This is a genomic window from Roseibacillus persicicus, from assembly GCF_014651675.1.
GTDB classification, from domain to species: Bacteria; Verrucomicrobiota; Verrucomicrobiia; order Verrucomicrobiales; family Akkermansiaceae; genus Roseibacillus; species Roseibacillus persicicus.
This window is the reverse complement of sequence record NZ_BMXI01000008.1, coordinates 71,028-96,245: the sequence shown is the minus strand read 5'-3', so window position 1 is coordinate 96,245 and position 25,218 is coordinate 71,028. Positions and strand designations below refer to the sequence as shown.

General features: G+C 57.6%; 21 protein-coding genes. 8 read left to right on the top strand and 13 right to left on the bottom strand.

Annotated elements, in window-relative coordinates:
• Positions 1-23 precede the first annotated feature (23 nt).
• A complete protein-coding gene (locus IE099_RS10490) occupies positions 24-632 on the bottom strand; it encodes a hypothetical protein (RefSeq protein WP_189569882.1) in 609 nt (202 codons plus the stop codon).
• Positions 633-913: 281 nt separating this feature from the next.
• Here IE099_RS10490 and tyrS point away from each other — a divergent pair, with 281 nt between their 5' ends.
• Positions 914-2,119 carry a tyrosine--tRNA ligase gene (tyrS, locus tag IE099_RS10485; RefSeq protein WP_229809476.1) on the top strand — a complete coding sequence of 402 codons (1,206 nt, stop codon included), beginning with the start codon at positions 914-916 and terminating at the stop codon, positions 2,117-2,119.
• Between the two features lie 50 nt (positions 2,120-2,169).
• Here the strand turns inward: tyrS and IE099_RS10480 are convergent, their stop codons facing one another.
• From IE099_RS10480 to IE099_RS10470, 3 genes are all read right to left on the bottom strand, one after another.
• Positions 2,170-3,045 (bottom strand): transglutaminase family protein, encoded by an 876-nt coding sequence (locus tag IE099_RS10480; protein ID WP_189569881.1) that lies wholly within the window; start codon positions 3,043-3,045, stop codon positions 2,170-2,172.
• 15 nt (positions 3,046-3,060) lie between these two features.
• Positions 3,061-5,691 carry a circularly permuted type 2 ATP-grasp protein gene (locus tag IE099_RS10475; protein WP_189569880.1) on the bottom strand — a complete coding sequence of 877 codons (2,631 nt, stop codon included), beginning with the start codon at positions 5,689-5,691 and terminating at the stop codon, positions 3,061-3,063.
• 104 nt (positions 5,692-5,795) lie between these two features.
• The gene (locus IE099_RS10470; protein ID WP_189569879.1) at positions 5,796-9,179 is read right to left on the bottom strand and encodes a transglutaminase family protein; all 3,384 of its coding nucleotides are present in this window, start codon (positions 9,177-9,179) and stop codon (positions 5,796-5,798) included.
• 130 nt (positions 9,180-9,309) lie between these two features.
• Between IE099_RS10470 and IE099_RS10465 the strand changes: the two genes are divergently transcribed.
• From IE099_RS10465 to IE099_RS10455, 3 genes are all read left to right on the top strand, one after another.
• Complete coding sequence (locus IE099_RS10465; RefSeq protein ID WP_189569991.1) at positions 9,310-10,740, top strand: circularly permuted type 2 ATP-grasp protein; 1,431 nt, start codon at positions 9,310-9,312, stop codon at positions 10,738-10,740.
• Positions 10,741-10,765: 25 nt separating this feature from the next.
• Positions 10,766-11,791, top strand: coding sequence for an alpha-E domain-containing protein (locus tag IE099_RS10460; protein ID WP_189569878.1), 1,026 nt, complete (start codon positions 10,766-10,768; stop codon positions 11,789-11,791).
• Between the two features lie 66 nt (positions 11,792-11,857).
• Complete coding sequence (locus IE099_RS10455) at positions 11,858-12,529, top strand: metallophosphoesterase family protein (protein ID WP_189569877.1); 672 nt, start codon at positions 11,858-11,860, stop codon at positions 12,527-12,529.
• 29 nt (positions 12,530-12,558) lie between these two features.
• Here the strand turns inward: IE099_RS10455 and IE099_RS10450 are convergent, their stop codons facing one another.
• The 3 genes from IE099_RS10450 to rplU all read right to left on the bottom strand — a co-directional run bounded on the left by IE099_RS10450 (position 12,559) and on the right by rplU (position 13,689).
• Positions 12,559-13,020 (bottom strand): tRNA (cytidine(34)-2'-O)-methyltransferase, encoded by a 462-nt coding sequence (locus IE099_RS10450; RefSeq protein ID WP_189569876.1) that lies wholly within the window; start codon positions 13,018-13,020, stop codon positions 12,559-12,561.
• A gap of 68 nt (positions 13,021-13,088) precedes the next feature.
• A complete protein-coding gene (gene rpmA / locus IE099_RS10445; RefSeq protein ID WP_189569875.1) occupies positions 13,089-13,355 on the bottom strand; it encodes a 50S ribosomal protein L27 in 267 nt (88 codons plus the stop codon).
• Positions 13,356-13,374: 19 nt separating this feature from the next.
• Positions 13,375-13,689, bottom strand: a complete 315-nt coding sequence (rplU, locus tag IE099_RS10440; protein WP_189569874.1) for a 50S ribosomal protein L21 — start codon at positions 13,687-13,689, stop codon at positions 13,375-13,377.
• A 133-nt stretch (positions 13,690-13,822) separates the two neighbouring features.
• Here rplU and tsaE point away from each other — a divergent pair, with 133 nt between their 5' ends.
• Positions 13,823-14,251 (top strand): tRNA (adenosine(37)-N6)-threonylcarbamoyltransferase complex ATPase subunit type 1 TsaE, encoded by a 429-nt coding sequence (gene tsaE, locus IE099_RS10435; protein WP_189569873.1) that lies wholly within the window; start codon positions 13,823-13,825, stop codon positions 14,249-14,251.
• Here tsaE and IE099_RS10430 read toward each other — a convergent pair.
• From IE099_RS10430 to IE099_RS10420, 3 genes are all read right to left on the bottom strand, one after another.
• Entirely contained in the window at positions 14,244-15,140 is an 897-nt protein-coding gene (locus IE099_RS10430; RefSeq protein WP_189569872.1) for a transglutaminase family protein, read from the bottom strand. The two genes, tsaE and IE099_RS10430, sit on opposite strands and share 8 nt — an antisense overlap.
• A 23-nt stretch (positions 15,141-15,163) precedes the next feature.
• Positions 15,164-16,006 (bottom strand): transglutaminase-like domain-containing protein, encoded by an 843-nt coding sequence (locus IE099_RS10425; protein ID WP_189569871.1) that lies wholly within the window; start codon positions 16,004-16,006, stop codon positions 15,164-15,166.
• Between the two features lie 63 nt (positions 16,007-16,069).
• Positions 16,070-16,354 carry a hypothetical protein gene (locus tag IE099_RS10420; RefSeq protein ID WP_189569870.1) on the bottom strand — a complete coding sequence of 95 codons (285 nt, stop codon included), beginning with the start codon at positions 16,352-16,354 and terminating at the stop codon, positions 16,070-16,072.
• 105 nt (positions 16,355-16,459) lie between these two features.
• On the opposite strand from IE099_RS10420, the gene IE099_RS10415 reads away from it, so the two are divergent.
• From IE099_RS10415 to IE099_RS10405, 3 genes are read left to right on the top strand one after another with little or no spacing between them, the layout of a single operon-like run.
• Positions 16,460-18,769 (top strand): DUF1592 domain-containing protein, encoded by a 2,310-nt coding sequence (locus IE099_RS10415; protein WP_189569869.1) that lies wholly within the window; start codon positions 16,460-16,462, stop codon positions 18,767-18,769.
• Positions 18,766-20,109 (top strand): DUF1552 domain-containing protein, encoded by a 1,344-nt coding sequence (locus IE099_RS10410; RefSeq protein WP_189569868.1) that lies wholly within the window; start codon positions 18,766-18,768, stop codon positions 20,107-20,109. The genes IE099_RS10415 and IE099_RS10410 overlap by 4 nt, the downstream gene beginning before the upstream one ends.
• 6 nt (positions 20,110-20,115) lie before the next feature.
• On the top strand, positions 20,116-21,474 hold the full coding sequence (locus tag IE099_RS10405; RefSeq protein WP_189569867.1) for an ankyrin repeat domain-containing protein: 1,359 nt from the start codon (positions 20,116-20,118) through the stop codon (positions 21,472-21,474).
• 49 nt (positions 21,475-21,523) lie between these two features.
• On the opposite strand, the gene IE099_RS10400 is transcribed toward IE099_RS10405, so the two are convergent.
• The 3 genes from IE099_RS10400 to IE099_RS10385 form a co-directional block, all read right to left on the bottom strand.
• Complete coding sequence (locus tag IE099_RS10400; protein WP_189569866.1) at positions 21,524-23,041, bottom strand: hypothetical protein; 1,518 nt, start codon at positions 23,039-23,041, stop codon at positions 21,524-21,526.
• Positions 23,042-23,138: 97 nt separating this feature from the next.
• Complete coding sequence (locus IE099_RS10395; protein WP_229809488.1) at positions 23,139-23,336, bottom strand: CDGSH iron-sulfur domain-containing protein; 198 nt, start codon at positions 23,334-23,336, stop codon at positions 23,139-23,141.
• Between the two features lie 440 nt (positions 23,337-23,776).
• Entirely contained in the window at positions 23,777-25,216 is a 1,440-nt protein-coding gene (locus tag IE099_RS10385; RefSeq protein WP_189569863.1) for a glycoside hydrolase family 10-like protein, read from the bottom strand.
• Between the last annotated feature and the right edge of the window lie 2 nt (positions 25,217-25,218).

The following is a 25,218-nucleotide window of genomic DNA, read 5'->3' as shown; positions in this document are numbered from 1 at the left end:
TCGAAAATTATCCGGAGTGAAACTTATTTTCCGTATTGTTCCAAATAGGATTGAACGGGTTTCTTTTTCAACAGCACCAGACATAGCACCGGATAGATAGACATCAACAAGGGCGTTCCGATTCCGGAAAGTGCCATTGTAACCTTCATCGTTGAAAGCATGGTAGCAGCTTGACTACTACCCGGCCCCTTTGAGGCCAGTTCGTCGAAGACGGCATTCATGGCTGGAAGAGTCATCGTCATCGTCAAAATGATGGTCAGAATTTTTGCTCCGATGGAAACGTATGAGTAGAGGGTCGAAGCGCTGACGGCGTCCCTTTTCTTCTTCACCAACTTCAAACCCGCTCGCATGATCATCACGGTAACGACCAAGGTAATCGCAAGTCCGATGATCGTCGTCATGAACGTCGACTCATAAAGCCGCCTCTGAATCTCCGCCATGGTAGGATCGCCGGCAGAGGATGCTTTCATCATGGCTTCCCTGAATAGCAATTGGCCACCCGACATGAGAACTCCAAAAATTCCGATCCCTCCAAAAACAAGATGAAGAATACCGAAGACTTTGATCGGAGCAGGCTCAATGACCGACACACCGCCAAGTTCTGGCTGGGGGGATTCGTAAGGATTGTCCATCCCTTCATAAACTGTTCCCCGTCCAGCGGACTTTCAAAACAAAATCCAACTCCCCTACCCTCAAATCTATAGAAAGGGCAGACAGTTGACGATCGATTTGACTTCCGTCTGGACGCAAAAGGTGTCTTAACTGACTAATCTGAAGTTGCTTGCGTGGACTCTTCGCATTCCTGGGAATTATCGAAAAGCACGATTCAGCGGAGAAAGCGACGCCGCTTGCTGCAAAAGCCCGTGATCCGAGCTCAGCTGGTAAAAAGAAAACGTGCCTCATCCGCCCTCCCATGTTTACAAACACCCCGAACATGAGCGACCAACTCAGCACCCTGATGGCCGGCACGGCCCAAGTCCTCTCTGAAAAAGAGCTTTCCGACCGTCTCAAGCTTTGCGCCAAAGAGGGCCGCCCCTTGCGCGTCAAATTGGGGGTCGACCCCACTTCGCCTGACCTGCACCTCGGTCATACCGTGGTTTTGGAGAAGCTTCGCCAGTTTCAAGCCCTTGGTCATCAGGCGGTTTTGATTATCGGAGACTTCACCGCGACCATTGGGGACCCCTCCGGGCGTTCCGCGACTCGTCCACCACTTTCCCGCGAAGAGGTTCTCATCAATGCCGAGACCTACACCAGCCAGGCTTTCAAGGTTCTCGATGAGGAAAAGACTGAGATCGTCTACAACGGGGATTGGTTCCGCAAAATGACCTTCGAGGATGTCCTCCGCCTCAATTCCCGCGTCACTATGCAGCAGATGCTTCAGCGCGAGGATTTTCGCAATCGCATCGATAGTGGACAGGAAGTTCGTCTCCACGAGATCCAGTACCCCATCGTGCAGGGCTGGGATTCGGTCGAGGTTCGTGCCGATGTCGAGATTGGAGGCTCCGATCAGCTCTTCAACATCCTGGTCGGTCGTGATTTGCAAAAGGAAGAAGGCCAGTTGCCTCAGATTGTGATGACCATGCCCTTGTTGGAAGGTCTTGATGGGGTGAAGAAGATGTCCAAAAGTTACCAGAACTACGTCGGGGTCTCCGAAGAGCCCAACGAAATGTTTGGCAAGCTGATGTCCACCTCGGACGAGCTCATGGATCGCTACTACCAGCTTCTGTTAGGCGAAAGCCGCGACGAGACTTTGCATCCCATGGAGGCCAAGAAGCAACTCGCCCACAAGTTGACCGCCCGCTACCACGACGAAGCTGCCGCCACCGAGGCGCGTGCGACTTGGGAAGCGCGCTTTTCGCAACGGGATGATTCCGCAGGCGCGGTTGAGGTGGCTTTGGCAGATTTTCCCGCTGATGGCACGGTCTTGCAGGTCGCTTCCTTCGCGTATCAAGCAGCCTTCAATTTGAAAAAGTCGAACGGCGAGTTGAAGAAGCAATCCATCCTGCCCGGAGCGGTGCAGTTGAACGGAGAAAAGCTCATCGACCCGAACGCGACCCTCGAGCTGACGGCGGGGGATATCCTGCGCCTTTCCAAGAAGCATTCGGTCAAGATTTCCTGACCGCGGTGGGATTACTAGATTTCTAGTAGCGGGGATGGGTGGGGCTTGCCCTACTCGTCCTCGCTGACAGTCACTCCGATATTGAGTGTCTGGGTGCCACCGCCGAAGACCGTTCCGCGAACAGGGGAGATGTCGAGATAGTCGCGACCCTTGGCGACATGAATATGGTCTTGGCCGGGGAGGACGTTGTTGGTGGCGTCAAATCCCGTCCACCCGATCTGCGGGGCATAGATCGAGACCCAGGCGTGGGAGGCATCGGCACCGATGAGCCTTTCTTTACCCGGAGGCGGTTCGGTGCGGAGATAACCCGAGACATACGCTGCAGCTAAACCGAGCGAGCGCAGGCACGAGATCTGGAAGTGTGAGAAATCCTGACAAACTCCCGCCCGCTTTTCGAAGACTTCTGAAACCGGGGTCGCCACGGTGGTGACCTTGGGATCGAATTTAAAGTCTTTGAAGATGCGCGAAGTGAGGTCCTTGCTCGCTTGCAGAATGGGCACGTCCTTCTGGAAAGACTGGCGCGCATAATCCGCGAGCTCCGGCATATAGGGACAGAGCGGGGAGGCAAAAGTGAACTCGGCGGCGGCCAAGTCTGGTGCCAAGTGCGAGGTGCGGAGGATGTCGCGCACCATTTCCCATGGCATGGAGAGGTCCAAGTCGATGGACTGCTGGGGTTTGACCGTGACTTGACTGTAGGAATCAATCACCAGCTTTTTGTGCGGGGTGGTGAGCCCGAAGTAGCTGCAGGCATTGCCGAAGTAGTCGATGGAATGCGATAGGCTGTCGGGCGCGGGAGTGACTTTCAGCTCGAAGCTACCCTGCGTCTGACGGGGGGTGACGCTGGGACGCAGGCGCGCCACGTGATGAGAGTAGGAGACGGAACTCTCATATTTGTAGACGGTCTGATGATGGATTCGGTAGCGCACGCGGTGGGGGAGAGATTAGGAATTCGTGAACTCGACGTGGGTGAAAAATTCCCACCCCAGCTTCTCGGTGAAGCGGGGCATCTTGTCCTGCAAGTCGGTGAGAAAGACTCTCAACTTGGCCAACTCAGCTGCTTCGGAGGTCTCGTCGTCGGTCGAAAGCAATTCCGTCTCCAGATAGTTCATCGCCCGGAGAACAATGCGATGGGCGAAACGTGGGACCTCACTTTGCGAGGCCTGATCTTCCTTCGGCAAATTGCGGAGGTCGCGATCCAGTTCCTTCAGTTGGAAAGCTAGCGAGCGGGGATTGGCTGGGTCGAACAGAATCAAGTCCAATGCAGGCAAAGGTTGGGGCGAGCCTCGGTAGCGGAAGCGGTAGGTGAGGGTGGTGTCGTTGATGGAGAGCGCGGTCTCGAGAGAGCTTGGGCTCAGTTCCGGGTCAGCCTCCATCAGGTTGTTGATCAGAGTGAGCAACCAATGAATCCGCTCCACCCGTCGTCCGATATTGAGGAAGAGCCAACCTTGATTGCGGGTGATGTTCTCGCGACAGGTGCCGTTGAAGGCCGAGTGATTGAGCAAGGCCTTTTGCAAAATCGGACGCATCGAGAGGAGAGTGTGCGGAGGGGAGGAGCTGACCAGATCTCCGTGGGCCCGAATGATGCGCCAGGATTCGTTGGAAAGGCGATCGCGGGAAAGGGAAGCCAGCCGGAAGAGGTTGCCCACGTTGGCGGGGATGGAATCTCCCGTGCTCTCTTTGCTCGCGGATTCGAAAAATACGGGACGCAGAAGATTGAGGATCTCCTGCCGGGAGGGTGAGTCCGCCAGCGCCTTGATCTGGGCACCGGTGAGGTATCCAAAGCTTCGCAGGGTGGCGAGCAGAGGAGTCAACTCCGAGGTCTTGTCGTCGGTCATCGCGAGCACGATCTCTAACAAGACTCTGGTGGCAAACTCAGTGCGCTCGGAGTAGCGGCCGATCCAAAAGAGATTGTCCGCCGAGCGGGAGGACAGAGCCCCGGTGGATCGCCGGATGGAGAGGCGGGCGGGCTGATTGGTCTGGAGTTCGTCGGGATTCTCTTTCTCACCCAGAATCCAAAGGTCTTTGGAGCCTGAATCGTGATCCAAGGAAAGACCGGGAAGAGCTTCCGTCGAGGAGGCACAACGAACGAGCGCCCCGGGCATGACCTGGTAGCTGTCGCCTTTGGCAAAAAGGAAGAAGCGGTAGGCCAGGGGGCGGGACTCCAGTTGCGATCCGGTCCAGACGGGGCCGTGCGAGAAATTCATCTGCTGCTGCACGACGTAGGACGAAGGGCTGGCGTTGACGCGTGCCACGAGTGATTCCCGTTGAATCACCGGTAGGGTGTCGAGCTGGACAGGTGGACGAAGTCGAAGACCGAAAGCCTCCTTCAATAATGCGGATTGACCCGGGAGAGACTCTAACAGGTTCTCTTCCTGACCGCCCCAAATGGTTTCGATGGAAGGGATGCTCAGGTCTTTTCCAAAGAGTCGCTGCGAGATGGCGGGGAGGAAGGGAAGCAGAGCCGGAGACTCGGCGATTCCTGTTCCGGGCGGATTGATCACCGAGACGGTGCCCGAACGAATGGCCCCCATCAGGCCGGGAACCCCTTGTTGGGAATTGGTGGGCACTTCCAGCGGATCGATCACGGTCTCGTGAACCCGTCGATAGATGACGTGGACGCGTTGGAGACCAGAAACGGTTTTTAAGTACACCCGGTCGTTTCGAACGGTGAGCTCTTCACCCACCGCCAGGGTGATGCCGAGGTAGCGGGCGAGATAGGCGTCTTCGAAGTAGGTGCGGTCGGCCGGTCCGGGTGAGAGCATGACCACCTTGGGCTCGTCATTGCCGCCGGGGGCATGGGCGAAAAGGGTGGCACGCAGAGATTGGAAGTAAGCGGCCTGCCTGATGAGGTGCAGCTTGTGAGTGGTCTCGGGAAAGACGTTGGCGAGGATGATGCGGTTCTCGAGGGCGAAGCCGGCGCCATTGGGTGCTTCGGTTCGATCGGCGACTACGGTCCAGGTGCCATCGGCCGAACGGGCGACATCGACGGCATAGGAGGTGAGGATGTTGCCGCCTCCATTGACGGGAGGAAGGAAGCGATTGAAATTCGGCTGCGAGTAGAGCAGGGCCGGCGGAAGCAAACCCTCGTTGAGCAGGGTGCGGGGCCCGTAGCAGTCTTTGAGAATCTGGTTCCAGAGGTGAGCTCTTTCCACCAGACTGGCAGAAAGTGAGGTCCATTCGCTCTCCGACATGAGGGCGGGAATGGGGTCGAGGTTCCAGGGGCGCTTGTTCTGACTTTGGTCGCCGAGAAGGTTGTAGGAAATTCCGTTTTCGCGGAGCAATTCCTCACCGCGTCGCCAGGAAAGTCCGAGGCCGTCTTTACCCAATCCACGTAGTCGTTCCGAGAAGTCCTGCCAAGTGGGCCGTGGGCTGCCATCGGGATCGAGAAACTCGTCGAAGCTGCCCTCCAAGCCTTTGTAATTGGCAAAAAGGCCGTCACCTCCGCCGGGAGTGGGGGAGGTCTGACTTTGGCTCATGGAACCAAGGGTCTGGCTTTGCGAAGGAGGCATGGATTTCGATTCGGGGCGGTTAGGCTTGCCGGTCGCGGAGTCTGGATGGCGGGGAGTTTCCATGCGAGAAGAAAGGCAGCCTTTTCGAGCCCTGATTCGATACGATTTTTCTTCAGCTCAGCTATCATCGGAGAGCCTCAACCTTAGACTTGTCGAAGCTCTCACCGTTAGGAAAAGCGCTGCAAATCGAGGGTGAGGGGATAGTCCGGATTGGGGGCGGGAATCTGCGGATTCAGCTTTCCAGCGGTCTTGCCCATGTTGAAGAAACGGGAGCGGCGACGGGACTCCGCCACCATACCGTTCAATGGGAAGTCGTCGTAGCTGCGGCCACCGGGATGGACGACGTGATACTGACAAGCTCCCAGCGATTTTTGATTCCAAGTGTCGACGAGGTCAAAGGTCAGGGGCGAGTTGATGGGCTTGGCCGGGTGCATGGCCGAGAACGGTGCCCACGCGCGGAAGCGAACTCCCGCCACGAATTCGCCCTTGCGTCCGGTGGGATGGAGCGGAACGGGGATGCCGTTGCAGGTGATCATGTGGCGCGACTCGGTGAGGTTGGAGACTTTCACCTGAACCCGCTCAACCGAGGAGTCCACGTAGCGGGCGGTGCCGCTGGAGGAGGACTCTTCGCCAAGCACGTTCCAAGGCTCGGCGGCTTGGCGAATCTCGATATCGATATTGCGCTCCTGGTGCTCGCCGATGAGAGGGAAGCGGAATTCGAGGTGAGGATCATACCAGTCCGGCTCGAAAGCGAGACCATGAGCGCGCAAGTCGCCCACCACTTCGTCGAGGTCGTCTTTCAGGAAATGAGGCAGGAGCCACTTGTCGTGGATGGAAGAGCCCCAGCGCACCAGCTTGGCGTCATAAGGTTCGTCCCAGAAGCGGGAGAGCAAACCGCGAATGAGCAGTTGCTGCGAGAGCGACATCTCGGGATGGGGTGGCATCTCGAAGCCCCGGAATTCCACCAGTCCCAAGCGACCCGTTGGCCCAGGGCCAAAGAGCTTGTCGATGCAGATCTCGGAGCGGTGGGTGTTGCCGGTGAGGTCGGTAATGTGATTGCGCATCACGCGGTCGATCAACCATTGGCAGTTGTCCAAGGTGGTGTCGCCTTTCGGCAAAGAAGTGAAGGCCGTCTCCAATTCGTAAATGGCCTCGTGCCGCGCTTCGTCCAAGCGTGGAGCTTGGGAAGTGGGCCCAATGAAGAGACCGGAGAAAAGGTAGGAGAGGGAGGGGTGATTGTTGAAGTAGGTCACCACCGACTGCAACAGGTCAGGCCTGCGCAGGAAGGGGGAGTCGAGGGGAGTCTCGCCGCCCACCACGATGTGGTTGCCGCCTCCGGTGCCGGAGTGGCGACCGTCTTGCATGAACTTTTCGGTGCCGAGACCGCACTTGCGAGCCTCGTCGTAGAGCACGCGCGTGTTTTCCACGATGCCATCCCAACTCTTCGACGGGTGGATGTTGATCTCGAGAACGCCGGGGTCCGGGGTGACCGAGAACGAATTGAGGCGGGGATCGGAGGGCGGCTTGTAACCCTCGATGCGGATCGGGGTGCCCATTTCCTTGGCGGTTTCCTCCATCGCGCCAACGAGCTCGAGGTAAGCCTCGGTCTCGGGAATGGGTGGGAAAAAGACATGCAAGCGACCGTCACGGGGTTCCACACAAAGACCGGTGCGCACCTGATCCTTGGCGGACTTGCCGGTCTCGGGCTCTCGCAAAGCGGCTTCGCGCTGGCGTTCCAGAATTTCCTCGCTGGAAAGACCGCGTCGCTCCGAACCAGTCGCTGCAGGCAAACGCAGAGAAGCTGCTTGCTGGCGCATGGATGCGGGCAAGAGGCGCTCGCCTTCCATGGCGGGACGGGGAATGGAAGGGTCGATGGGCTCGAGGTTGGGATGGTCCTCGCGCTTAGCCCAAGGCAGCCCATCCAGAGGAAGCCGGTAGCCCATGGGGTGATTCCCGGGGTGAAGGAACACTTCTTCGCCGCCTAACAGCCAAGGTCCGGTGAGCCAGTCCTTGCCATCCGGATCGTGCGTCAATGGCAGGATGTGTCCCACCGGAGTGCCCAGCCCTTGTTCAAAGATGCGTGCAATGGTCTCGCGCTCCAACTTGTCGTCCAGACGGGAGTCCTCGACCGTGACGTTGACGGGGAGACGGCGTTCTTTCCAAAGATAGTAGTAGATGTCCTCGAAGGCGGCGCGGGCGTATTTGTCACTCAAGCCCAGATTTTTCGCCAGCAGGCGGGTGAAGGCTTCCGAGGTCTTGTGGTCGTGGCCGTAGTCCTTGTCGGGGCGGCCAAAGAGGGAAGGGTCGGTCCAGATCGCCTGGCCATCTTTACGCCAGTAGGAAGTAAAGGCCCAGCGGGGAAGGGGTTCGCCGGGATACCATTTGCCCTGGCCGTGGTGGAGGAATCCACCGGGAGAAAATTTGTCGTAGAGTTTGCGCAGAAGGGTTTCGCCATAGGCTTCCTTCGTCGGCCCAAGGGCGTCGGTGTTCCACTCGGGGGTCTCCATTTCGTTGGCGGAGACAAAGGTCGGTTCGCCTCCCATGGTCAGCCGCATGTCTTGCTTCTTGAGCCGCTTGTCGAGCTCATGCCCCAGCTTCTCAATCGCTGCTTCCTGATCCTTGTCGTAGGGGAGAGTGACACGTGGGGTTTCCGCCACGCGGTCGACCTTCATGTCGAAATCGAACTCGGTCTCGATCTCATCGGCTTCTAACAGGCTACCGGTTAAGGGAGCGGCATCGCGATAGTGGGCGGTGGCGCAAAGAGGAATGTGGCCCTCGCCAGCGAGAAGACCGGAAGTGGGATCGAGCCCGACCCAACCTGCGCCCGGGAGGTAGATTTCCGTCCAAGCGTGCAGATCGGTAAAGTCTTCCGCCGGGCCTTCCGCGCCGCCATCGACGGGCTTTTGGTCGGCCTTGAGCTGGATGAGATAGCCGGAGCAAAAACGCGCGGCGATTCCCAGCCGACGCATCAAGTTGATGAGCAACCAGGCCGAGTCCCGGCAGGACCCTTTGCGCTTGAGCAAAGTCTCCTGTGGGGTTTGCACGCCGGGCTCCAGACGAATGGTGTAGCCCACCGTCTCGCTCACCGCCTGGTTGACGGTGACCATGAATTCGTTGATGCCCATGTCCTCGCGGAGCTTGAGCGTCTCTTGGAAGGCAATCAGCTCGTCACTGCGGGCGTCCTTGGCATCAATGGCGAGGAAGGGGCGCAACTCGTCACGCAACTCCTCGGGATATTCGAAGGGGTAGGTCTCGGCCTCCTTGTCGACGAAGAAGTCGAAGGGGTTGATGGGGGAAAGGTCGGCAATCAGGTTGACCTCGATCTCGAGCGACTTGACGGGCTCGGGAAAGACCAGCCGGGCAAGGAAGTTACCCTGGGTATCCTGCTGCCAATTCAGGAAATGAGTTTCGGGCGAGATCTTGAGCGAGTAGGCCGTGACCGCGGTACGCGAGTGGGGCGCAGGGCGCAAGCGAACGACCTGCGGGCCAAGCTTAACAGGGCGCTCATAGTGATAGCTGGTCTTGTGGTGGAGCGAACATTGAATCGACATGGCCTGAAAGTTGCTAAAAGGAGGGTAAGAGAGTGAACCGCAATGTTTTGTTAGCTTATTGAGGGCCAACTCTTGTAAGAATTCGAAATCTAGACAAACTTGCGTGAACGCCACCTCCGTTACCACAGATATGCTCTTTGACAACTACCAACCCGCTGAAGCCTTTGATGAAGCCTTTAAAAAATCGGGGGAATTTCGAGCCCATTATCAGGCGGTGGTGGAACGATTGGGAGACGTCACTCCGGAGGAATTTCAATCCATTCAAAGAACCCTGAGCCTCTCCTTTCTCAAGCAGGGCGTTACTTTCACCGTCTACAACGACGACGAGGGGACCGAGCGCATCTTCCCCTTTGACCCGGTCCCGAGGGTGATTCCCGGCGATGAATGGGCGCTTTTGGAAAAGGGCCTGATTCAACGGATCGAGGCTCTGAATCTTTTTCTCAAAGACATTTATTCCGATCAAAAGGTGATCAAGGACAAGATCATCCCGAAGGAAACCGTCTACACCGCCGCCCACTACCGGGACGAATTGCGGGGCGTCAAGGTGCCCAATGACAGCTATGTCCAGATCTGCGGCACAGACCTCATTCGGGATGAGAAGAACGGTTACCTCGTGCTGGAAGATAATTGCCGCTGTCCGTCCGGTGTAAGTTATTTGTTAGAGAACCGGGCCGCGATGAAGAAGGTCTACCCCTCCCTTTTCCAAGAGATGGGAGTGCGTCCGGTCGATGTCTACAGCGACTGGTTGTTAGAAGTCCTTGAAGGCCTCAGCCAGCCGGACAATCACGAGCCAGTTTGTGTGTTGCTGACTCCCGGGGTCTATAACTCGGCTTACTTCGAGCACTCCTTTCTCGCCAGCCGGATGGGGATTCAGATTGTGGAAGGGCGCGACCTCGTCGTGCAAAATGAAGTGGTCTACATGAAAACTACCCGAGGCCTCGAGCGGGTGGATGTGATTTATCGGCGCATTGATGACGACTTCCTCGACCCCGAAGTCTTTCGCAAGGATTCGCTGTTAGGCGTTCCGGGTCTCATGCGTGCCTATCGCGCCGGGAATGTGGCTCTTGCCAATACCGTTGGCACTGGGGTGGCTGACGACAAGGTGGTCTACAAGTATGTGCCGGACTTCATCAAATATTATCTCGATGAAGAGCCTATCCTTCCCAATGTGGAGACTTATCTCGCTTCGGAAGAAAAGGAGATGAGCCATATTATGGAAAACCTCGATCAGTTGGTGGTCAAGGCGGCCAACGAGTCCGGTGGCTATGGCATGCTGGTGGGACCCAAGTCGACGAAGAAGGAGATTGAAGACTTCCGCGGCAAGATTAAGGAATCACCCCGCAACTATGTGGCCCAGCCCATGATTTCCCTTTCTACCCATCCGACCTTCTGCGACGATCAGATTTCCCCTCGGCATATCGACCTGCGTCCCTATATATTAGCGGGTGAAGAGACTCGGGTGGTTCCTGGTGGATTGACTCGGGTGGCTCTCAACGAGGGCTCCATCGTAGTCAACTCCTCCCAAGGTGGTGGCAGCAAAGACACTTGGGTCCTCTACTAATCCTTTTTCCAAACGCTTTTACATTATGTTGTCCCGAGTTGCCGAATCCCTGATGTGGCTGTCGCGTTATGTCGAGCGAGCCAAGAGTCTCGCCCGAATCGTTGAAGTCGCCGATCAGCTGGCTTTGGATTATAGCCATCCCAAATTATGTTCCGCCGACTTGTTCTGGAAACCCATCCTGCGTTCCTATGGATACGGGGAAGAGGATATCGAGCAGTTGGAGAGCAAGGAGGACTTTCACCGCTTCCTGTTGGTTGATGGAGAAAATGCGGGCTCGGTGTTCCGCGCTCTCACCTTTGCCCGGGAGAATGCCCGGGGCGCGCGCGAGCAGCTTTCTTCCGAGTTGTGGGAAGTGCTCAACGAGCTCTATCTCTGGTGCAAGGATCAGTCGAACTCTTCCGCAACCCTCAATCCGGCGGTCTATGGAGCCCGCGTGCGGCAGGGTTGTCTGCAGCTGCGCGGCTTGATTGAAGAGATGATGCCGCGCGAAGAAGCGTGGTGCTTCCTTCGTTTGGGAACGATGTTGGAGCGGGCCGACCAGACCTCGCGCTTGCTCGACCTGAAGACTTTCATGCCTGGCAAGGACGATGACGAGGGGCATGCCTTTGAGCCCTATGTCTGGCTTTGCATTATGCGCGGCTGCGGAGCGGGATCGCAACGTGGTTTTGGCAATGTGGAAGCCGATTGGCCGCGCTTGAATCAAACTTTAGTCTACAATCCAGTCTTCCCGCCCTCCATCCGTTATTGCGTGAGAGAGGTGAACAATGTCCTGCACGAGCTTTCCGGTTCGGCCTTGGGTGTTTTCAACAACGAGGGCGAGCGGAATTGCGGGCGATTCTTGGCCGAGCTCGATTTGGGCGCGTTTTCGGGCGAGATCGAAGGGGACTTGCACGAATTCCTCGATGGAGTTCAGCAAAGCCTGATCGCGATCAACGAAGGAGTTCATCAGGCCTATTCCTATCCCGCCGACCCCGTTGTCGAAGACGACGAGCCGGAGGAAGAGGAGGAGCCGGAACCCGTCGTCGCGACTCAAACGCAATCGCAGAGCTAGAACTTTGCCATTGGGGCAACCGATACTTTACAGCCTCTCCTGAGCGGTAAGAATCTCGTCGAAACGATGAGAACACTTGCCATTAGCGATATTCACGGCTGCCTCGACCCTCTGCTGACTCTTTGGAAGACCCTCGATCCCCAGCCTGAGGATCACATCATTTTCTTGGGCGACTATGTGGATCGCGGACCGGACTCGAAAGGGGTGATCGACTTTCTCATCGAGCAAAGTCAAAAGTTCCGCATCGACTGCCTCTGCGGCAACCATGAGGAAAAGTTCGTCCTCTCGCGCATCGACAAGACCGATCACGCGCATTGGGTCGATGTCTGGGGTGGGCAAGAGACCCTGGATTCCTACGGACCCAATGGGATGGACGATGTTCCCGAGGAGCACTGGCAATTTCTTTTGCGCAACAAGCCCTACGTCGAAACCGATACTCACATCTTCGTCCACGCCTATCTGGAGGCGGAAGTCCCGGTCAACGAGCAGCTGCCCTACACCCTGGTGCATCAAAAGTTCAACCACCCGTTCTATGGGCCGCCCAAACCTCATTGCTCGGGCAAAGTCATGATCTGCGGACACACCGCGCAGAAATCCCATGTTCCGCTCAATATCGGACACGCCGTCTGTATCGACACCGATCCCGGGCGGGGTGGTTGGTTGACCGGGCTGCACGTGGAGACTGGTCATTACTTCCAGACCAACGTCGACGGTGAAGTCCGCGAGGGGGACTTGTAATTAGCGCTTTCTTACTTTTCAGAAGCGGCTTACTTGAACCCACCGACCTGCCGACAGCCTTCGAAAAGGACGATCCCGATGCTGGTGGAGAGGTTGAGCGATCGGATTGGGCCTTCGGCCATGGGAATCCGGATCAGTTGTGAGGGGTCGACTCCTGCGCGCACCTCGTCGGAGAGTCCGCGGGTTTCGGCTCCGAAGATGAGTTGATCGCCGGCTTGGAAGCTCGTCTCCCACAAATTGCCGGTTCCCTTGGTGCTGAGAAACCACTGCCGCGCGTTGGGATGCGCTGCTTGGAATTCGTCCCAGCTTTCCCAGACCACGAGGTCGACGTGCTTCCAGTAATCAAGGCCCGCCCGACGCACCGCCTTTTCATCAATGGAAAAGCCCAGGGGTTTGACGAGATGAAGCTGGGAACCGGTCGCCACCGCGAGACGTCCGGCAGCACCGGCGTTGTGTGGGATTTCGGGTTCGACGAGGACGATCTGGAACATGGTGGACAAGAAAAAGCGGCGACCCGAATGGGAACGCCGCTCTTTGAAAAATAGTATCTTGCCGGGGCTTAGCTCGCAACAACGGCTTCCTGGTCGGAAGCAACGTTCACGCGGCGGCCGTCACGGTCGAAGTAAACATTGCCGTCGGTGAGGGCGAAGAGGGTGTGGTCCTTGCCCATGCCGATGTTCTTACCGGGGTGCCACTTGGTGCCACGCTGGCGGATGATGATGTTGCCGGCGATGACTGCTTCGCCACCGAACTTCTTGACGCCCAAACGCTTGCTGCGTGAGTCGCGTCCGTTCTTAACCGATCCTTGTCCTTTCTTATGTGCCATTGGTCTGAGGGGGTAAAAATTATCCGTTGATGCTGGTGATTTCCAGCTTAGTCATGTGGCGGCGGAAGCCTTTGGTTTTGTGGAAACCTTTCCGGCGCTTGAATTTGAATGCAACACCCTTGGGTCCGCGGAATTGGTCGAGAACTTTAGCGGTTACTGTTGCTCCATCAACGACAGGGCTGCCGATGCGGATTGAGCTTCCGTCGTTCACCATGAGCACTTGGTCAAAGGTGGTGTCGGAATCTACCTCGAGGTCGAGCTTCTCGACGTCGATCTTGTCACCAGCAGCCACACGGTACTGCTTGCCTCCGGTTTTGATCACTGCGTATGCCATGATGTTCTTTCTGAAAAATTGAGTTTGCCCGGAGCAAGGTTCGACACACAGTTCGAACGGTCTAGTCTCGCGACGGGCGGGGAATTCACCACACCCGACCACTTGCAGCAAGGTTTTTTTGACAGAAACGAAGATGGATTTTCCAATTTTTTGCCCTAATGCCGATTCCCTCGTCGAAAGAGGGGCCGAATTCGCACACGATTTACCCGCTGGAACCGTGCTCGCTCTAGTGGGAGGGCTCGGGATGGGCAAGACCCATTGGACCAAAGGGATGCTCCGCGGCTTGGGAAGTGATGAAGTGGTGACCAGTCCGACTTTTGCTCTTTTGCAGGAATACGCGGGCGGTCGCTTGCCGGTTTTTCACTTCGATCTCTATCGTTTGGAGACCGAAGACGAGGTTTTGCGGCTGGGTTGGGATGATTATTTGGAGGAAGAGGGCATCGTGATCGCGGAATGGGCGGACCTGTTCCCGACGATCTTTCCGGTGGGAACAATTTGGCTCAAAATTACGGAGGAAAAGGAAGGCCGCCGAATCGAGCGGGCCAGCGGGCCTTTCAGCTGAACTCCACTTGCACAGTCTGCCCCACGTAGGCATTGCCGGCGCCAAAGAATTTTCCCGAAATCGGCATCACTCCGCGCGGGTGGTGGCTGGTGGCGATGACGAAATGCCGGTGATCGCAAGCCCGTCCCGCCGTGGGATCGAAGCCCAGCCAACCGCGGAAGGGAAGGTAGGCCTCCAGCCAAGCGTGGGTTGAGCCCTGCGCCGCGCGGGTGGCATCGCAATCGAGATAACCACTCACAAACCGGCTCGCGATGCCCTGATGGCGCAGGGTTTCCATCATTAGGGTCGCCATGTCGCGGCAGGAACCGCTGCCGAGGGAAACAGTGGTGGCGGGCGTCTGGGTGCCTTTTTCCTCGCGTCGTCGATAGGTGATCTCCCGATTGATGTGTTGGGTGAGCTCGAGAATGAAGGCGTAGGAGTCGGTGAAATCGAGTGCCTGGGGGAGTTTGTTGAGCCAGGGGTTGAGGAGCTGGGCCTCTTCCGGATAGGTCGGGATCAGATAGCAGGTCAGGGCCGCTTGCTCCAAGGGGTCGTAGACGATGCCGGGAAAGGTCGAATCCTCGTGCGGGTAGCTGGGGTCGAGGGCCTTGATGGGCGGGCGGGTCATGCGCAGCTTGGACTCGATGATCAGCTCGTTGGCTTGCTCGTCGCCGAAGAAGGCGTGGGTCACCGAGTTGCCGAAGACGTCTTTCGTCCAGGCCAAAGTGGCGTTGGGCGAGACGGTGAGTTCGTGGCTCTGGATCTGGAGGTCATGGCCTTCCCGGGGACGCAGCACCATGCGGTGGGTCTGGAAGGTGACCGGGAAGTTGTAGCGATAGGTCGTGCGATGAAGCACGTTCACGACTCCGGGTCCTTGGCTTTGCTGTTGTTGTTGTTGGGAAGAACTCATTTGTTTTTGCACGAAGGAATCCGTTAGGCTCCGAGCTGGATCGCTTTGCCTTCCAGCTCATCGTTGGTCGGCGCCACGAAGTCGGGGGACGTACAGCTGACCTTGCTACTTTGCAAAGTCACATCTCCATAAATGGTGGCCACCGCGCTGTCCGCAGCGTCGCGACCGGAGGAGATGCGGACCAATCCGTTGGGCGATGACAGGCGGGTGGCGTCGAAGAGATACCAGTTATTGCCGACGCAGACCTCGAAGCAGGCGTGGAAATCAGGCGGCACCATATTGCAGGCGTAGCCGGTGAAGTAGCGCGCGGGGATGGAAAGCGAACGACAGAAGGCAATCGCAAGGTGGGCAAAATCGCGGCAAACCCCGGCCCGTTGCTGATAGGTGTCGAAGGCCGAGGTCGAGGCGTCGCTGGACCCAATCTCGTAGCTGAGGTTCTGGTAAATCCACTCCGCAATCTGGGACGCTTGCTCCAGAGGATGATTGATGTGCCCGAAGAGGTTGCGGGCCTCATTGCCGAGCTTGTCGGATTCGCAATAGCGGCTGGGAAAGAGATAAGGCAGCGCATCCGGGCTCATCTCCAGAATGGGAACTTCATTGATATTCTGAATTCGGAGCGAGGAGGGATTGGTCCGGGCTTCGGCTTCGTAGATGATCAGCAGGTCGCTGACCTCGTGGGTATCGATGCGAACGAAGCGGTTCTGCCCGAAGCCGAGGTAGAAGAACTCGCAGTCGCAGCCTTCGGTCACGGTGAATTTCTCATCAACGAGAGTTTGGCTCTCGGAGGCGAGGGCGTGGATGTTCAGCAGGATCGTGCTGCGGGCACCCACCTGATAGGAAAGTTCGGAGGAGATAAAAAAGCTCATTTCGTGGCCATTCTCGTTCAGTTTTTTGGGAACGCGAAAATTATTCTTCGCGGCGGTCATTCCTCATCCCCGCCGTCGTCGCCAGGCGACATAATTGGCAACCTGGGGGTGGGTGAGGAGGAGGTCGATGGTGTTGAATTTCTTACCCATCTCGATTTCGTTCGGGATGAAGTCGTGGACTTGGCGGTGGCAGGTGTGACACAACCGGGCGAGGCGGGTCTTCATCTCTTCGCGGGAGTAGCAGTTTCGGAACCACTTCTTGGAATGGCACTTTCGCGGAATGAGATGGTGCACATTGCAGCGGTCCTCCAATCCGCAAAGCTCGCACGGGCAGGTTATCCAAGCCATGGCAAGAGGTAGACCTTGAATTGCTTTCGCGCAAATTCGCCGAGTTTAATTTTTGCGGAGAATTGTTAAAAGAAATGGCGCGCGCCTCGGGTAAGCTTTGGTTGCGTGCGTTCTTTCTTTTTCCCGTTCATCCTGACTGGCCTTCTCTCTGCGGAAGAGCCCGGGCCGCCTGTTGAGGCGGTGGTGAACTTGGTGGAGTTCTATTGCGTCGATTGCCATGGAGGCGGCATTGAGAAGGGCGGGCTGGATCTGGAGGCTTTGTTGGAAAGGCCGCTCACTGGGCACTCGGACATTTGGGAAAAGGCTCTGCTGCGTCTCGATACCCGGCAAATGCCACCGCCCGATGAAGAGCGCCCGGACGACGAGGAGTATCAAGCAATTGTCGCGGCTTTGAGCGGTCAGCTCGACAGGGCGGCAAAGAAGTCTCCCCAAGTCGGGCGAGGGGAAACCCTGCGACGCCTGACCCGGACGGAATACCGCAATGCGGTGCGCGACCTGTTGGGGCTGGAGGTCGATGTCAGTGAGCTTTTGCCGAAAGACGATTCCAGCCATGGCTTCGACAATGTGACGGTGAGCAATCTCTCTCCGACTCTCTTGAATCGCTATCTGACAGCGGCGCAAAAAATCAGTCGGCTCGCGGTGGGGAACGCGCCGGCCTCACCTGAAGGTCGGGTCTTTCGCCTGCCTCCGGATCGGACACAGGAAAAGCATGTGCCGGGATTGCCCCTGGGCACTCGCGGGGGTGTTTTGCTTCCGCATACTTTTCCGGTAGCGGGGACTTATGAAGTCTCGTTGCGCCTGACGCGGGACCGCGATGAAATGGTGGAGGGACTCTACGAAGATCATGAGGTCGAGGTGCTCGTCGATGGCGAGCGCAAGTCCCTGATGCCGGTCAGCCGACCCAAGGGACGGAAGGACTTTACCCAAGTGGATGCCAACTTGAAGTGTCTCATCGAGGTCCCAGCGGGTCCGGCGGAGTTGGGGGTCACCTTTGTGGCAAAGCCGCCCAAGCTTTTGGAAAACAAGCGCGAGCCCTACGACGCCAGCTACAATCGTCACCGCCATCCCCGACAATCGCCCGCGCTCTATCAGGTTTCCATCGTGGGACCCATGGAGCGGAGTGAGATGCAACCGTTCGGGGTCTTGGCCGAGACGGGGCTGAGTCCCGAGGATGAACGTGCGGCGGCCGAGAAAATTTTACGTCCATTGGTTCGTCGGGCCTATCGCCGGGAGGTCGACGATGAGGACCTGGTGCGCCCGCTGGAGTTCTTTGAGGAAGCGCGCGGCGAGGGTTTTCAGGCAGGCATGGAGGCGGCGCTTGCGGCCGTGCTGGTGAGTCCCCGTTTTCTCTTTCGCGTGGAAGATGATCCCGAAGGTCTGCCATCGGGGACGGTCTACCCCCTGGACGACTTCGCCATCGCGTCGCGCTTGTCCTTTTTCCTGTGGAGCAGCTTGCCCGATGACCAGTTGTTGGACTTGGCGGCCGCGGGTCAGCTTTCGCAGCCGGAAGTTCTGACTCGGGAAGCGCAGAGGATGCTCATGGATCGGCGGGCGGATTCTTTGGTCACCAATTTCGCAGACCAGTGGTTGCATCTGCGCAATCTCGATTCCATCGCTCCCGACCTGCGTCTCTTTCCGGACTTCGATGACAACTTGCGTCAATCGTTTCGGCGTGAGACGGAGTTGCTCTTCGAGACCGTGATGCGGGAAGATCGCCCGGTGGTCGACCTTTTGACTGCCGACTTCACCTTCCTCGATGAGCGCCTTGCGGTTCACTATGGCATCCCCGGGATTTACGGGAGTCGCTTTTGGCGGGTTCCTTTGGAGAAAGACAGCCAGCGCGGAGGACTCTTGCGGCAGGGGAGCTTTCTGGCGGTGTCGTCCTACGCCAACCGGACCTCGCCGGTGATTCGGGGGAACTGGGTTTTGGAAACGATTCTCGGAACTCCCACCCCACCGCCTCCCCCGGATATCCCCGCCTTGGATGACAGCGTGGTCTCGGCGAAGTTGCCCATGCGGGAAAGGCTGGCCGCTCACAGCGCGAAGCCCGCTTGCGCCACCTGCCACGACCTGATGGATCCCATCGGCTTTGCTCTCGAGAACTATGATGCCGTCGGGCGATGGCGTTCCTTCGAAGAAGCGGTGCCGGTGGATTCTCTGGGCGGGCTGCCGGATGGGCGGACTTTCCAGGGGGTGGAGCCTCTCATTGCCGGGCTCGCCGAGCGCCCTGACCTCTTTGCTCGCGCTTTGACCGAAAAGCTGTTAACTTACGCGTTGGGTCGTGGCCTCGAGGCCAGCGATCATCCCGCTGTTCGCGAGATCCTTCGTGGGGCGGCAGACAACGATTACCTCTTCTCCGAACTCGTGCTCGGCATTGTCCGGAGCCAACCCTTCACCATGAGCCAAACCCGATGATACTCACAAGAAAATCACTCTCCCGCCGCACCATGCTGCGTGGCATGGGCGCGACGGTCGCCCTGCCGCTGCTGGATGCCATGATTCCTGCCGCCACCGCCATGAGCCGGACGGCAGCGAACCCCGTCAAGCGACTGGGCTATGTCTTCATTCCCATGGGGTCGGACATCAAGCGCTGGACGCCGGAGGGGGAGGGGGCCCTGGGTCAATTGTCGCCTATTCTACAACCTCTCGAGTCGGTGAAAGATCGAGTCAGCGTGATCAGCAATCTCGAGCTGCAGCCCGCCTACCCCGGCACCCACGCGACTTCGAACGCGGCCTTTCTTTCTGCCGCCCGTGCCAAACGCACCGAGAGTTCGGACTACTTTCTCGGGGTGACCGCCGACCAGATTGCAGCCAAGCAAATCGGGCAGGGGACTTTGCTACCCTCACTGGAAATGTCCATGGACCTCATGGAGACCGTCGGGCAATGCGACAACGGATACGCTTGCGTCTATCAGAACAATCTTTCTTGGTCCTCACCGACCACCCCGCTTCCTGCCGAGGCTCATCCACGTTTGATTTTTGAAAGCCTCTTTGGCGAAGGCGGCACTTCCGAAGAGCGCGAGGCTTCCCGCCAACGTCGTTCGTCTCTTTTGGATTGGGTCAAAGAAGATATGGCGAGCCTGAAGCGCGAATTAGGTGGAGCGGATCGTTCGAAGGTGAGCGACTACCTCGACGCGGTGCGCGATGTTGAAAAGCGGATTCAAAAGGCCGAAGCCGCGAGCAAAGACAATCCAGTGCCGGACTTCGAGCGCCCCATGGGCGTGCCCGCGTCATATCTGGATCATGCCCGTCTTATGTTCGATTTGCAGGTGCTGGCTTTCCAAGGGGACATCACGCGGGTCTCGACTTTCCAATTGGCGCGCGAGACCAGCAATCGGACCTATCCCGAAGCTGGCGTGACCGATCCGCATCACCCTCTTTCTCATCACGGCAACGACCCGGAAAAGATTGAAAAGATGTCCCGCATCAACCGCTTCCATGTCTCTCTCTTTGCCGAGTTCTTGCAAAAGCTCGCGGCGACCGAAGACGGGGCGGGTAGCTTGCTCGACCATTCCCTGCTGCTCTATGGCAGCGGCATGGGGGATCCGAATCTCCATGACCACACCAACCTCCCAATCGTAGTCGCGGGTGGCGCGGCGGGTGGCATGCAGGGCGGACGTCACATTCGCTACGAGAACCCGACGCCCTTGGCCAACCTGCACTTGACTCTGTTAGATAAAGTCGGCGTCGCCTTGGGGCAATTTGGAGATAGCAATGGACAGGTCGATGATTTGTTCGAACCACTAGGAATCTAGTAGTTGATGAAGACTCATCTCGTTACCGCGTGGTTTGCGGGTTCTTCCTGTCTCTTCGGCGGGACTCTCGCTGATTTTTTGCAGGCGGTTTATCACGACGATGAAGTGAAGGTGGCTGCCCTTCTGAAGCAAGATGTCGACCTTCTCGTACCCAACGAACGGGGAGTGACCGCTCTCGGGCTGGCGTGTCAGAACGGCAACGCCCGCATGGTGAAGATGCTCTTGGAGCAAGGCGCGGATGCGGCCTCTCGATCCGGGGGAGAACCTGTTCTCACCACTGCCGCTCGTACGGGCAATGGGGATTGTGTGAGACTGCTTTTGGAAAGCGGGTCTCCTTGTGATGCCTTGTCGCGGGGAGGTCAGACCGCTCTGATGTGGGCGGCTTCGGAAGGGCATGCCGGAGTGGTGCGCCTGCTGTTAGAGAAGGGAGCGGATTCCGATATCACCTTGGCATCAGGATTTGACGCTCTCATGTTCGCGGTCCGGGCCGGACAAAGAGAGGTGGTTGCGGTTTTCTTGGAAAACGGAGCCGACATCACCAAGGCCTATCAACCCAAACGAGGCGGTGGAGCTAATATGCGAACGGGGACGTCGCCCCTGATGCTCGCGATTAAGAATGGCCATCTGGAGCTCGCTTTGGACTTGGTGAAGGCAGGAGCCGACCCTGATGATCAGCGATCCGGATTTGCCTCCCTGCACGCGATCAGCTGGGTGCGCAAAACGGTCCGTGGCGATGGCGCGGACGGAATCCCAACCCCCGTCATCGATGGCAGGATGGGAACCCTCGAGTTTGTGCGTGAGCTGGTGGTGGCTGGGGCCGATGTCAATGTGCGGGTCGAAAAGGGCGGAGGAGGCCGGGGGCGTGTGCATCGGCAGGGGATGACTCCTTTCTTTATGGCCGCCCAGTCGGGGGATTTGCTTCTGGCAAAATTGTTAGTCGAGCTCGGTGCCGATGCGACTTTGCGGAACGTGCAAGACACCACCCCATTTCTAACCGCCGTCGGTTTGGGGGTCTTGGCCCCGGGTGAGGAACAGTCATTGGAAGAGGACGCGTTGGCGATGGCGGCCTATCTCTTGGAGCTGGGCGCGGACATCAATCATGTCGATAAGAATGGCGAGACCGCCATGCACGGGGCCGCTTATAAAAGCTCGCCCGCGATGATCTCTTTTCTCGATGAGAAGGGTCACGACATCGCGATTTGGAATCAGAAGAACAAATACGGCTGGACGCCTTTGCTCATCGCGCAGGGATTTCGCCCCGGAAACTTTCGCCCCATTCAATACACCGAGGAGGCCCTGGAGAAAGTGATGCGCTCCCACGGAGTCGAGCCCACGCCCTCACCCCCACCGCCGGGTTCTCATTGAATTTGCGGTTTCCTTATCGGGTCAGATTTTTTGCTAAGTCAGCGTTCCCCTAGAATTGACGTTTTGGCAGGCCTTGCAGGTCATTGGTGGGGCCCTTCATCTGATCCTTTTCGGAATAGAATGTGTTTCCGCTCACGAATTCTTCGGGCAGCCAAGAGCCGAGGGGGACTTCTGTTACTTCCGCACTTTCGTAGGCTCCATGAATTCCATCCACTGCGGTTCCGAGGTGGCTGAGGCGGACCTGAGCCATCACCCAATTGGTGCCGCTGCGGACAACGGGATGTTCTTGGTATGCTGCCTGTAGTCGACGGTCTTCAGGTGAACCTCGTTTGGCAAAAACCCGAGCGGAATAGCTGCCATCCCAATCTTCCGCGAACCAACTGCTCCACTCCTCCTCGGGGTGAGCGGAATCGTAAATGGCGTCTGGTCTCAAGAACGCCCGCATGAGCACCGGTGTGCTGGGCTCGTCTTCGACGAACGATTTCCAAGAAATGTCGCCCACGCAGGCTCCGAATTCCCAGAAGACTTTGAAGGTCGAATCCTCCTGCAAGACGACGAGAGGCTGGGTCGCGTCCCCGCTGGTGACGTGGTAGAAGTAGACGGCGCGGTTTCCAGTGCGCTGCCTCCCCTTGAGCTCCAGCTCATAGTTGGCCGGGTCGGGGATGGGCTCATAGAAGCGGTCGAGCTTGGGTCCGATTGCATTTGCGCGGAAGATGTAGGGTCGCGCGGGGTTTAAGGCGATGGCGTTGAGAAAACCGCGGGCTTCTTTTTCCGCGTGGCTAAAGTCCGGATCGTTGGCCAACTGCTCGCCTGCCATTGCGGAGGTGGGAATGAGATTCTCATCGTCGGTGGAGAACCAGCCATTCATGAGCAAAGTGGTCATGACCACGAGCGCTATGAGGAGAGTCAGACCGCTCATCATCATGAAGATGGGATGATTGTCGACCCACTTGGCTACTGCCGTTTGGCGCGGTCCCTTGATGTCGGTAGCAGCTTGTGTTTGCCGCTGAAAGCGATGGGCTTGCGCAGCCGCTTCCCGTCGGACCAAGACAGGAGCTCCCACCGGAAGAGCGCGACCATTTTCGTCCACGTTGGTTGTTTTCCCGTTGCTAGCCTTTTCGCTAAGAACGGGGATGCCGTTTTTAGCTTCGGCGAGCGCTACCGGGTTGTGAGTGGCTTGGGGGCCTCCCTCCTCTGGCACAGGGGCATGGTTTTCAGGGATGAGAGGACTTTCGCCGCCGGATTCGATGGCATGGGCCAAGCGTTCGATTGCTTGAGCAAGAACGAGGTTGCTGTCAGCGAGAGGGTCACCTGATTTTACCGCCCGGAGGTTGCCGCTCTTTTGGTAGCGATGAATGAGCTCCTGCGAATGCTTGGGCACGCGACCGAGGTCTGCGGGCTCGAATTGCTCTGGCAGAGCCATGCTGACTGGAATCGCCATCTGGTCACCTTCCCCGCGACGACGCAGGAGCACCTCACAGCCGGGGCAGATCGCCTCGGTTGTCAAATCTCCGTCTTGGAAAGGAACTTGATGGCCACAGGCCGCGCATTTGAGATTTACAGACATCAATAGAAAGAGAGACCGCAAAGCGGGGGGACAGTTTCAAGCGAAACGCCGCCGTGTTGGCAAGGCAAAGTCCTCCGATTACGGAAAAAGGAAAGGACTAAGTTTGCAGGTTCGCATGGGAACCGTCGCACAAGGGGGCATTTTTGCTATGTTTGCAAAGACACCACGCGACGGTTTGCTCTTCTTCGATCACCATCTTGACGGGGGCTCTTTTGGTCCCCTGATGGCTTCCATCGCAGAAAGGTTGATGCGACGACTGTCCGCAGGAGCACCACCAATAGGTACCGGGCTCCATCTTTTGCACGCAAGGTTTGGTCGCGCAGATCTTAGGTGGTTCCATAGCGAAACCGTAGCACTGCTGCGCCCTTGCTCAAGTTCGTTTAGCGGCAGGCGCTATTTCGCGCTAACCAGGGACTGGTCAGCGGAATTGAACGCCATCTCGGTATTTTCGACGGCTTCAGTTTCTTCTGAGAGATATCCGTCAAGAGGAACAGCACTGAAGTAGCTAGCGGTCATCCATCCCATGAGGACGGCGGAAGAAAGTGAAAGAAAGAGACGGACGTTCATGTATTGTTGGGGAGGATGTAGTTTGGGGGAACAAGCGCCTTAGTGGAAACGCTTGCATGGGTCAAGGGTGAGTGTGCAGAAAATTGCCACCGAGGGAACCATAACTTTTTCACCCAAATTAGTTAAGAAAAATTAACAAGATTTTTAAATTTTCCGTAATCCCAAGCTCTACCGAGCGGAAAGCACGCTGGGAGCACTGGCCGTTCCGAAGCGATCCACTGCCGTAACTGCAACTGCTTGTGCCCCGGCTGGGACCGTGACCCCCGAACTTCCTCCGGAAAGCACTTTGATACACCTCCAGGTTTTTCCGTAGCGGGCTTGCACCGCATACTTGGCTCCTCCGCTGACCCGGTTCCACTGAACCTGAACCCCGCTCGAGGTCCCGGTGGCTGACACCCGGGGAGAGGGTGGTGCCTTGGTGCTCAACCACGGCATGGGTGGAACGAGCGCTGCCTCGGCATAGAAGTTGCGCTGCAAGGCACTGTTGATGCCTCCCCGATTCTCCATCAGTGACTTCATGCTCCAGTGGACGTGCCCCACCCAATTGCGACCGACCTTCCGGGTGAAGTTGAGCTGGTTGACAATTTCGCTGGCAGGTCTGCCGGGGTCTTCGCTGGAATTGATTCGTGAGGTTGCGACTCCAGGCCAGACTGGGCGCTGGCCTTGTTGGCGCCACCAGGAGAGCAGACGGGTGAAACTCTGTTCGCTATTGATTCTCCAGTAAAGTTGTGGGCTCAGGTAATCACACCAGCCGTTGGCCAGCCATTTGCGGGAGTCTGCCGAGAGGTGGCGATAGGCGTCGATTTTCGCGGTAGTCCCTGAAGGAACGCCAGGGCGCCAGATGCCGAAGGGACTGATGCCCACTCGGACCCATGGCTTTTCCCGTTTCACGGCGGAATACATGTCTTTTACGAAACCATCAACATAGGCCCGGCGTTGCGCGGGAGTCTTTCCGTCTGGGAACTTTTGCTTGGGAGTCAGGTCCTTGTTGAGGTCGGGATAGGGGTAGAAGTAGTCATCAATGTGCAAGCCATCGATGTCATATCGACGAACCACATCCATCATGACCTTGAGGGCGTGGGAGCGGGTCCAGCTGCTAGCCGGGTCCATCCAGCTGTAGGACTTGAACTTGCGAATCACTGATGGGTTGGTGCGGGTCACGTGATTGCGGGCGGTTGGCATGCTGCTGTTGGGCAGAGCGCGGAAGGGATTGAACCACGCGTGAACCTCGATTCCACGGGCGTGGGCCTCGCTGATGCAAAAGCTGAGAGGATCGTAGCCGGGGGAGCGTCCCATGGTCCCACTAATCCAAGAGCTCCAAGGCTCCAGAGAAGAATTGTAGACCGCATCCGCATTGGGCCGCACCTGGAAGATGATCGCGTTCATATTGAGCGATTGCATCCGGTTCAATATGGCCCGCAGTTCGGCTTGTTGGCTTCCGGCGCTCATCCCCTTTCGACTGGGCCAGTCAATGTTGTAGACACAGGCTGACCAAGCACCGCGGAATTCGCGGGGAACAGCTGGAGGCTGTTCGCGGCTGGGGGAAAAAGTTTGGGCGAAACAGGATTGAAACAGGCCCAGCAGGAGAATCGCGACAAATCGAAGCATAC

Coding starts and splice junctions, on each gene's coding strand:
- IE099_RS10425 (WP_189569871.1), bottom strand. CDS start 16,006: ATGAGCTTTTTTATCTCCTCCGAACTTTCCTATCAGGTGGGTGCCCGC.
- IE099_RS10460 (WP_189569878.1), top strand. CDS start 10,766: ATGTTGTCCCGAGTTGCCGAATCCCTGATGTGGCTGTCGCGTTATGTC.
- IE099_RS10400 (WP_189569866.1), bottom strand. CDS start 23,041: ATGTCTGTAAATCTCAAATGCGCGGCCTGTGGCCATCAAGTTCCTTTC.
- rplU (WP_189569874.1), bottom strand. CDS start 13,689: ATGGCATACGCAGTGATCAAAACCGGAGGCAAGCAGTACCGTGTGGCT.
- IE099_RS10395 (WP_229809488.1), bottom strand. CDS start 23,336: ATGGAGCCCGGTACCTATTGGTGGTGCTCCTGCGGACAGTCGTCGCAT.
- IE099_RS10490 (WP_189569882.1), bottom strand. CDS start 632: ATGGACAATCCTTACGAATCCCCCCAGCCAGAACTTGGCGGTGTGTCG.
- rpmA (WP_189569875.1), bottom strand. CDS start 13,355: ATGGCACATAAGAAAGGACAAGGATCGGTTAAGAACGGACGCGACTCA.
- tsaE (WP_189569873.1), top strand. CDS start 13,823: ATGGATTTTCCAATTTTTTGCCCTAATGCCGATTCCCTCGTCGAAAGA.
- IE099_RS10450 (WP_189569876.1), bottom strand. CDS start 13,020: ATGTTCCAGATCGTCCTCGTCGAACCCGAAATCCCACACAACGCCGGT.
- IE099_RS10465 (WP_189569991.1), top strand. CDS start 9,310: ATGCTCTTTGACAACTACCAACCCGCTGAAGCCTTTGATGAAGCCTTT.
- IE099_RS10420 (WP_189569870.1), bottom strand. CDS start 16,354: ATGGCTTGGATAACCTGCCCGTGCGAGCTTTGCGGATTGGAGGACCGC.
- IE099_RS10385 (WP_189569863.1), bottom strand. CDS start 25,216: ATGCTTCGATTTGTCGCGATTCTCCTGCTGGGCCTGTTTCAATCCTGT.
- IE099_RS10430 (WP_189569872.1), bottom strand. CDS start 15,140: ATGAGTTCTTCCCAACAACAACAACAGCAAAGCCAAGGACCCGGAGTC.
- IE099_RS10470 (WP_189569879.1), bottom strand. CDS start 9,179: ATGTCGATTCAATGTTCGCTCCACCACAAGACCAGCTATCACTATGAG.
- IE099_RS10475 (WP_189569880.1), bottom strand. CDS start 5,691: ATGGAAACTCCCCGCCATCCAGACTCCGCGACCGGCAAGCCTAACCGC.
- IE099_RS10405 (WP_189569867.1), top strand. CDS start 20,116: ATGAAGACTCATCTCGTTACCGCGTGGTTTGCGGGTTCTTCCTGTCTC.
- tyrS (WP_229809476.1), top strand. CDS start 914: ATGTTTACAAACACCCCGAACATGAGCGACCAACTCAGCACCCTGATG.
- IE099_RS10455 (WP_189569877.1), top strand. CDS start 11,858: ATGAGAACACTTGCCATTAGCGATATTCACGGCTGCCTCGACCCTCTG.
- IE099_RS10410 (WP_189569868.1), top strand. CDS start 18,766: ATGATACTCACAAGAAAATCACTCTCCCGCCGCACCATGCTGCGTGGC.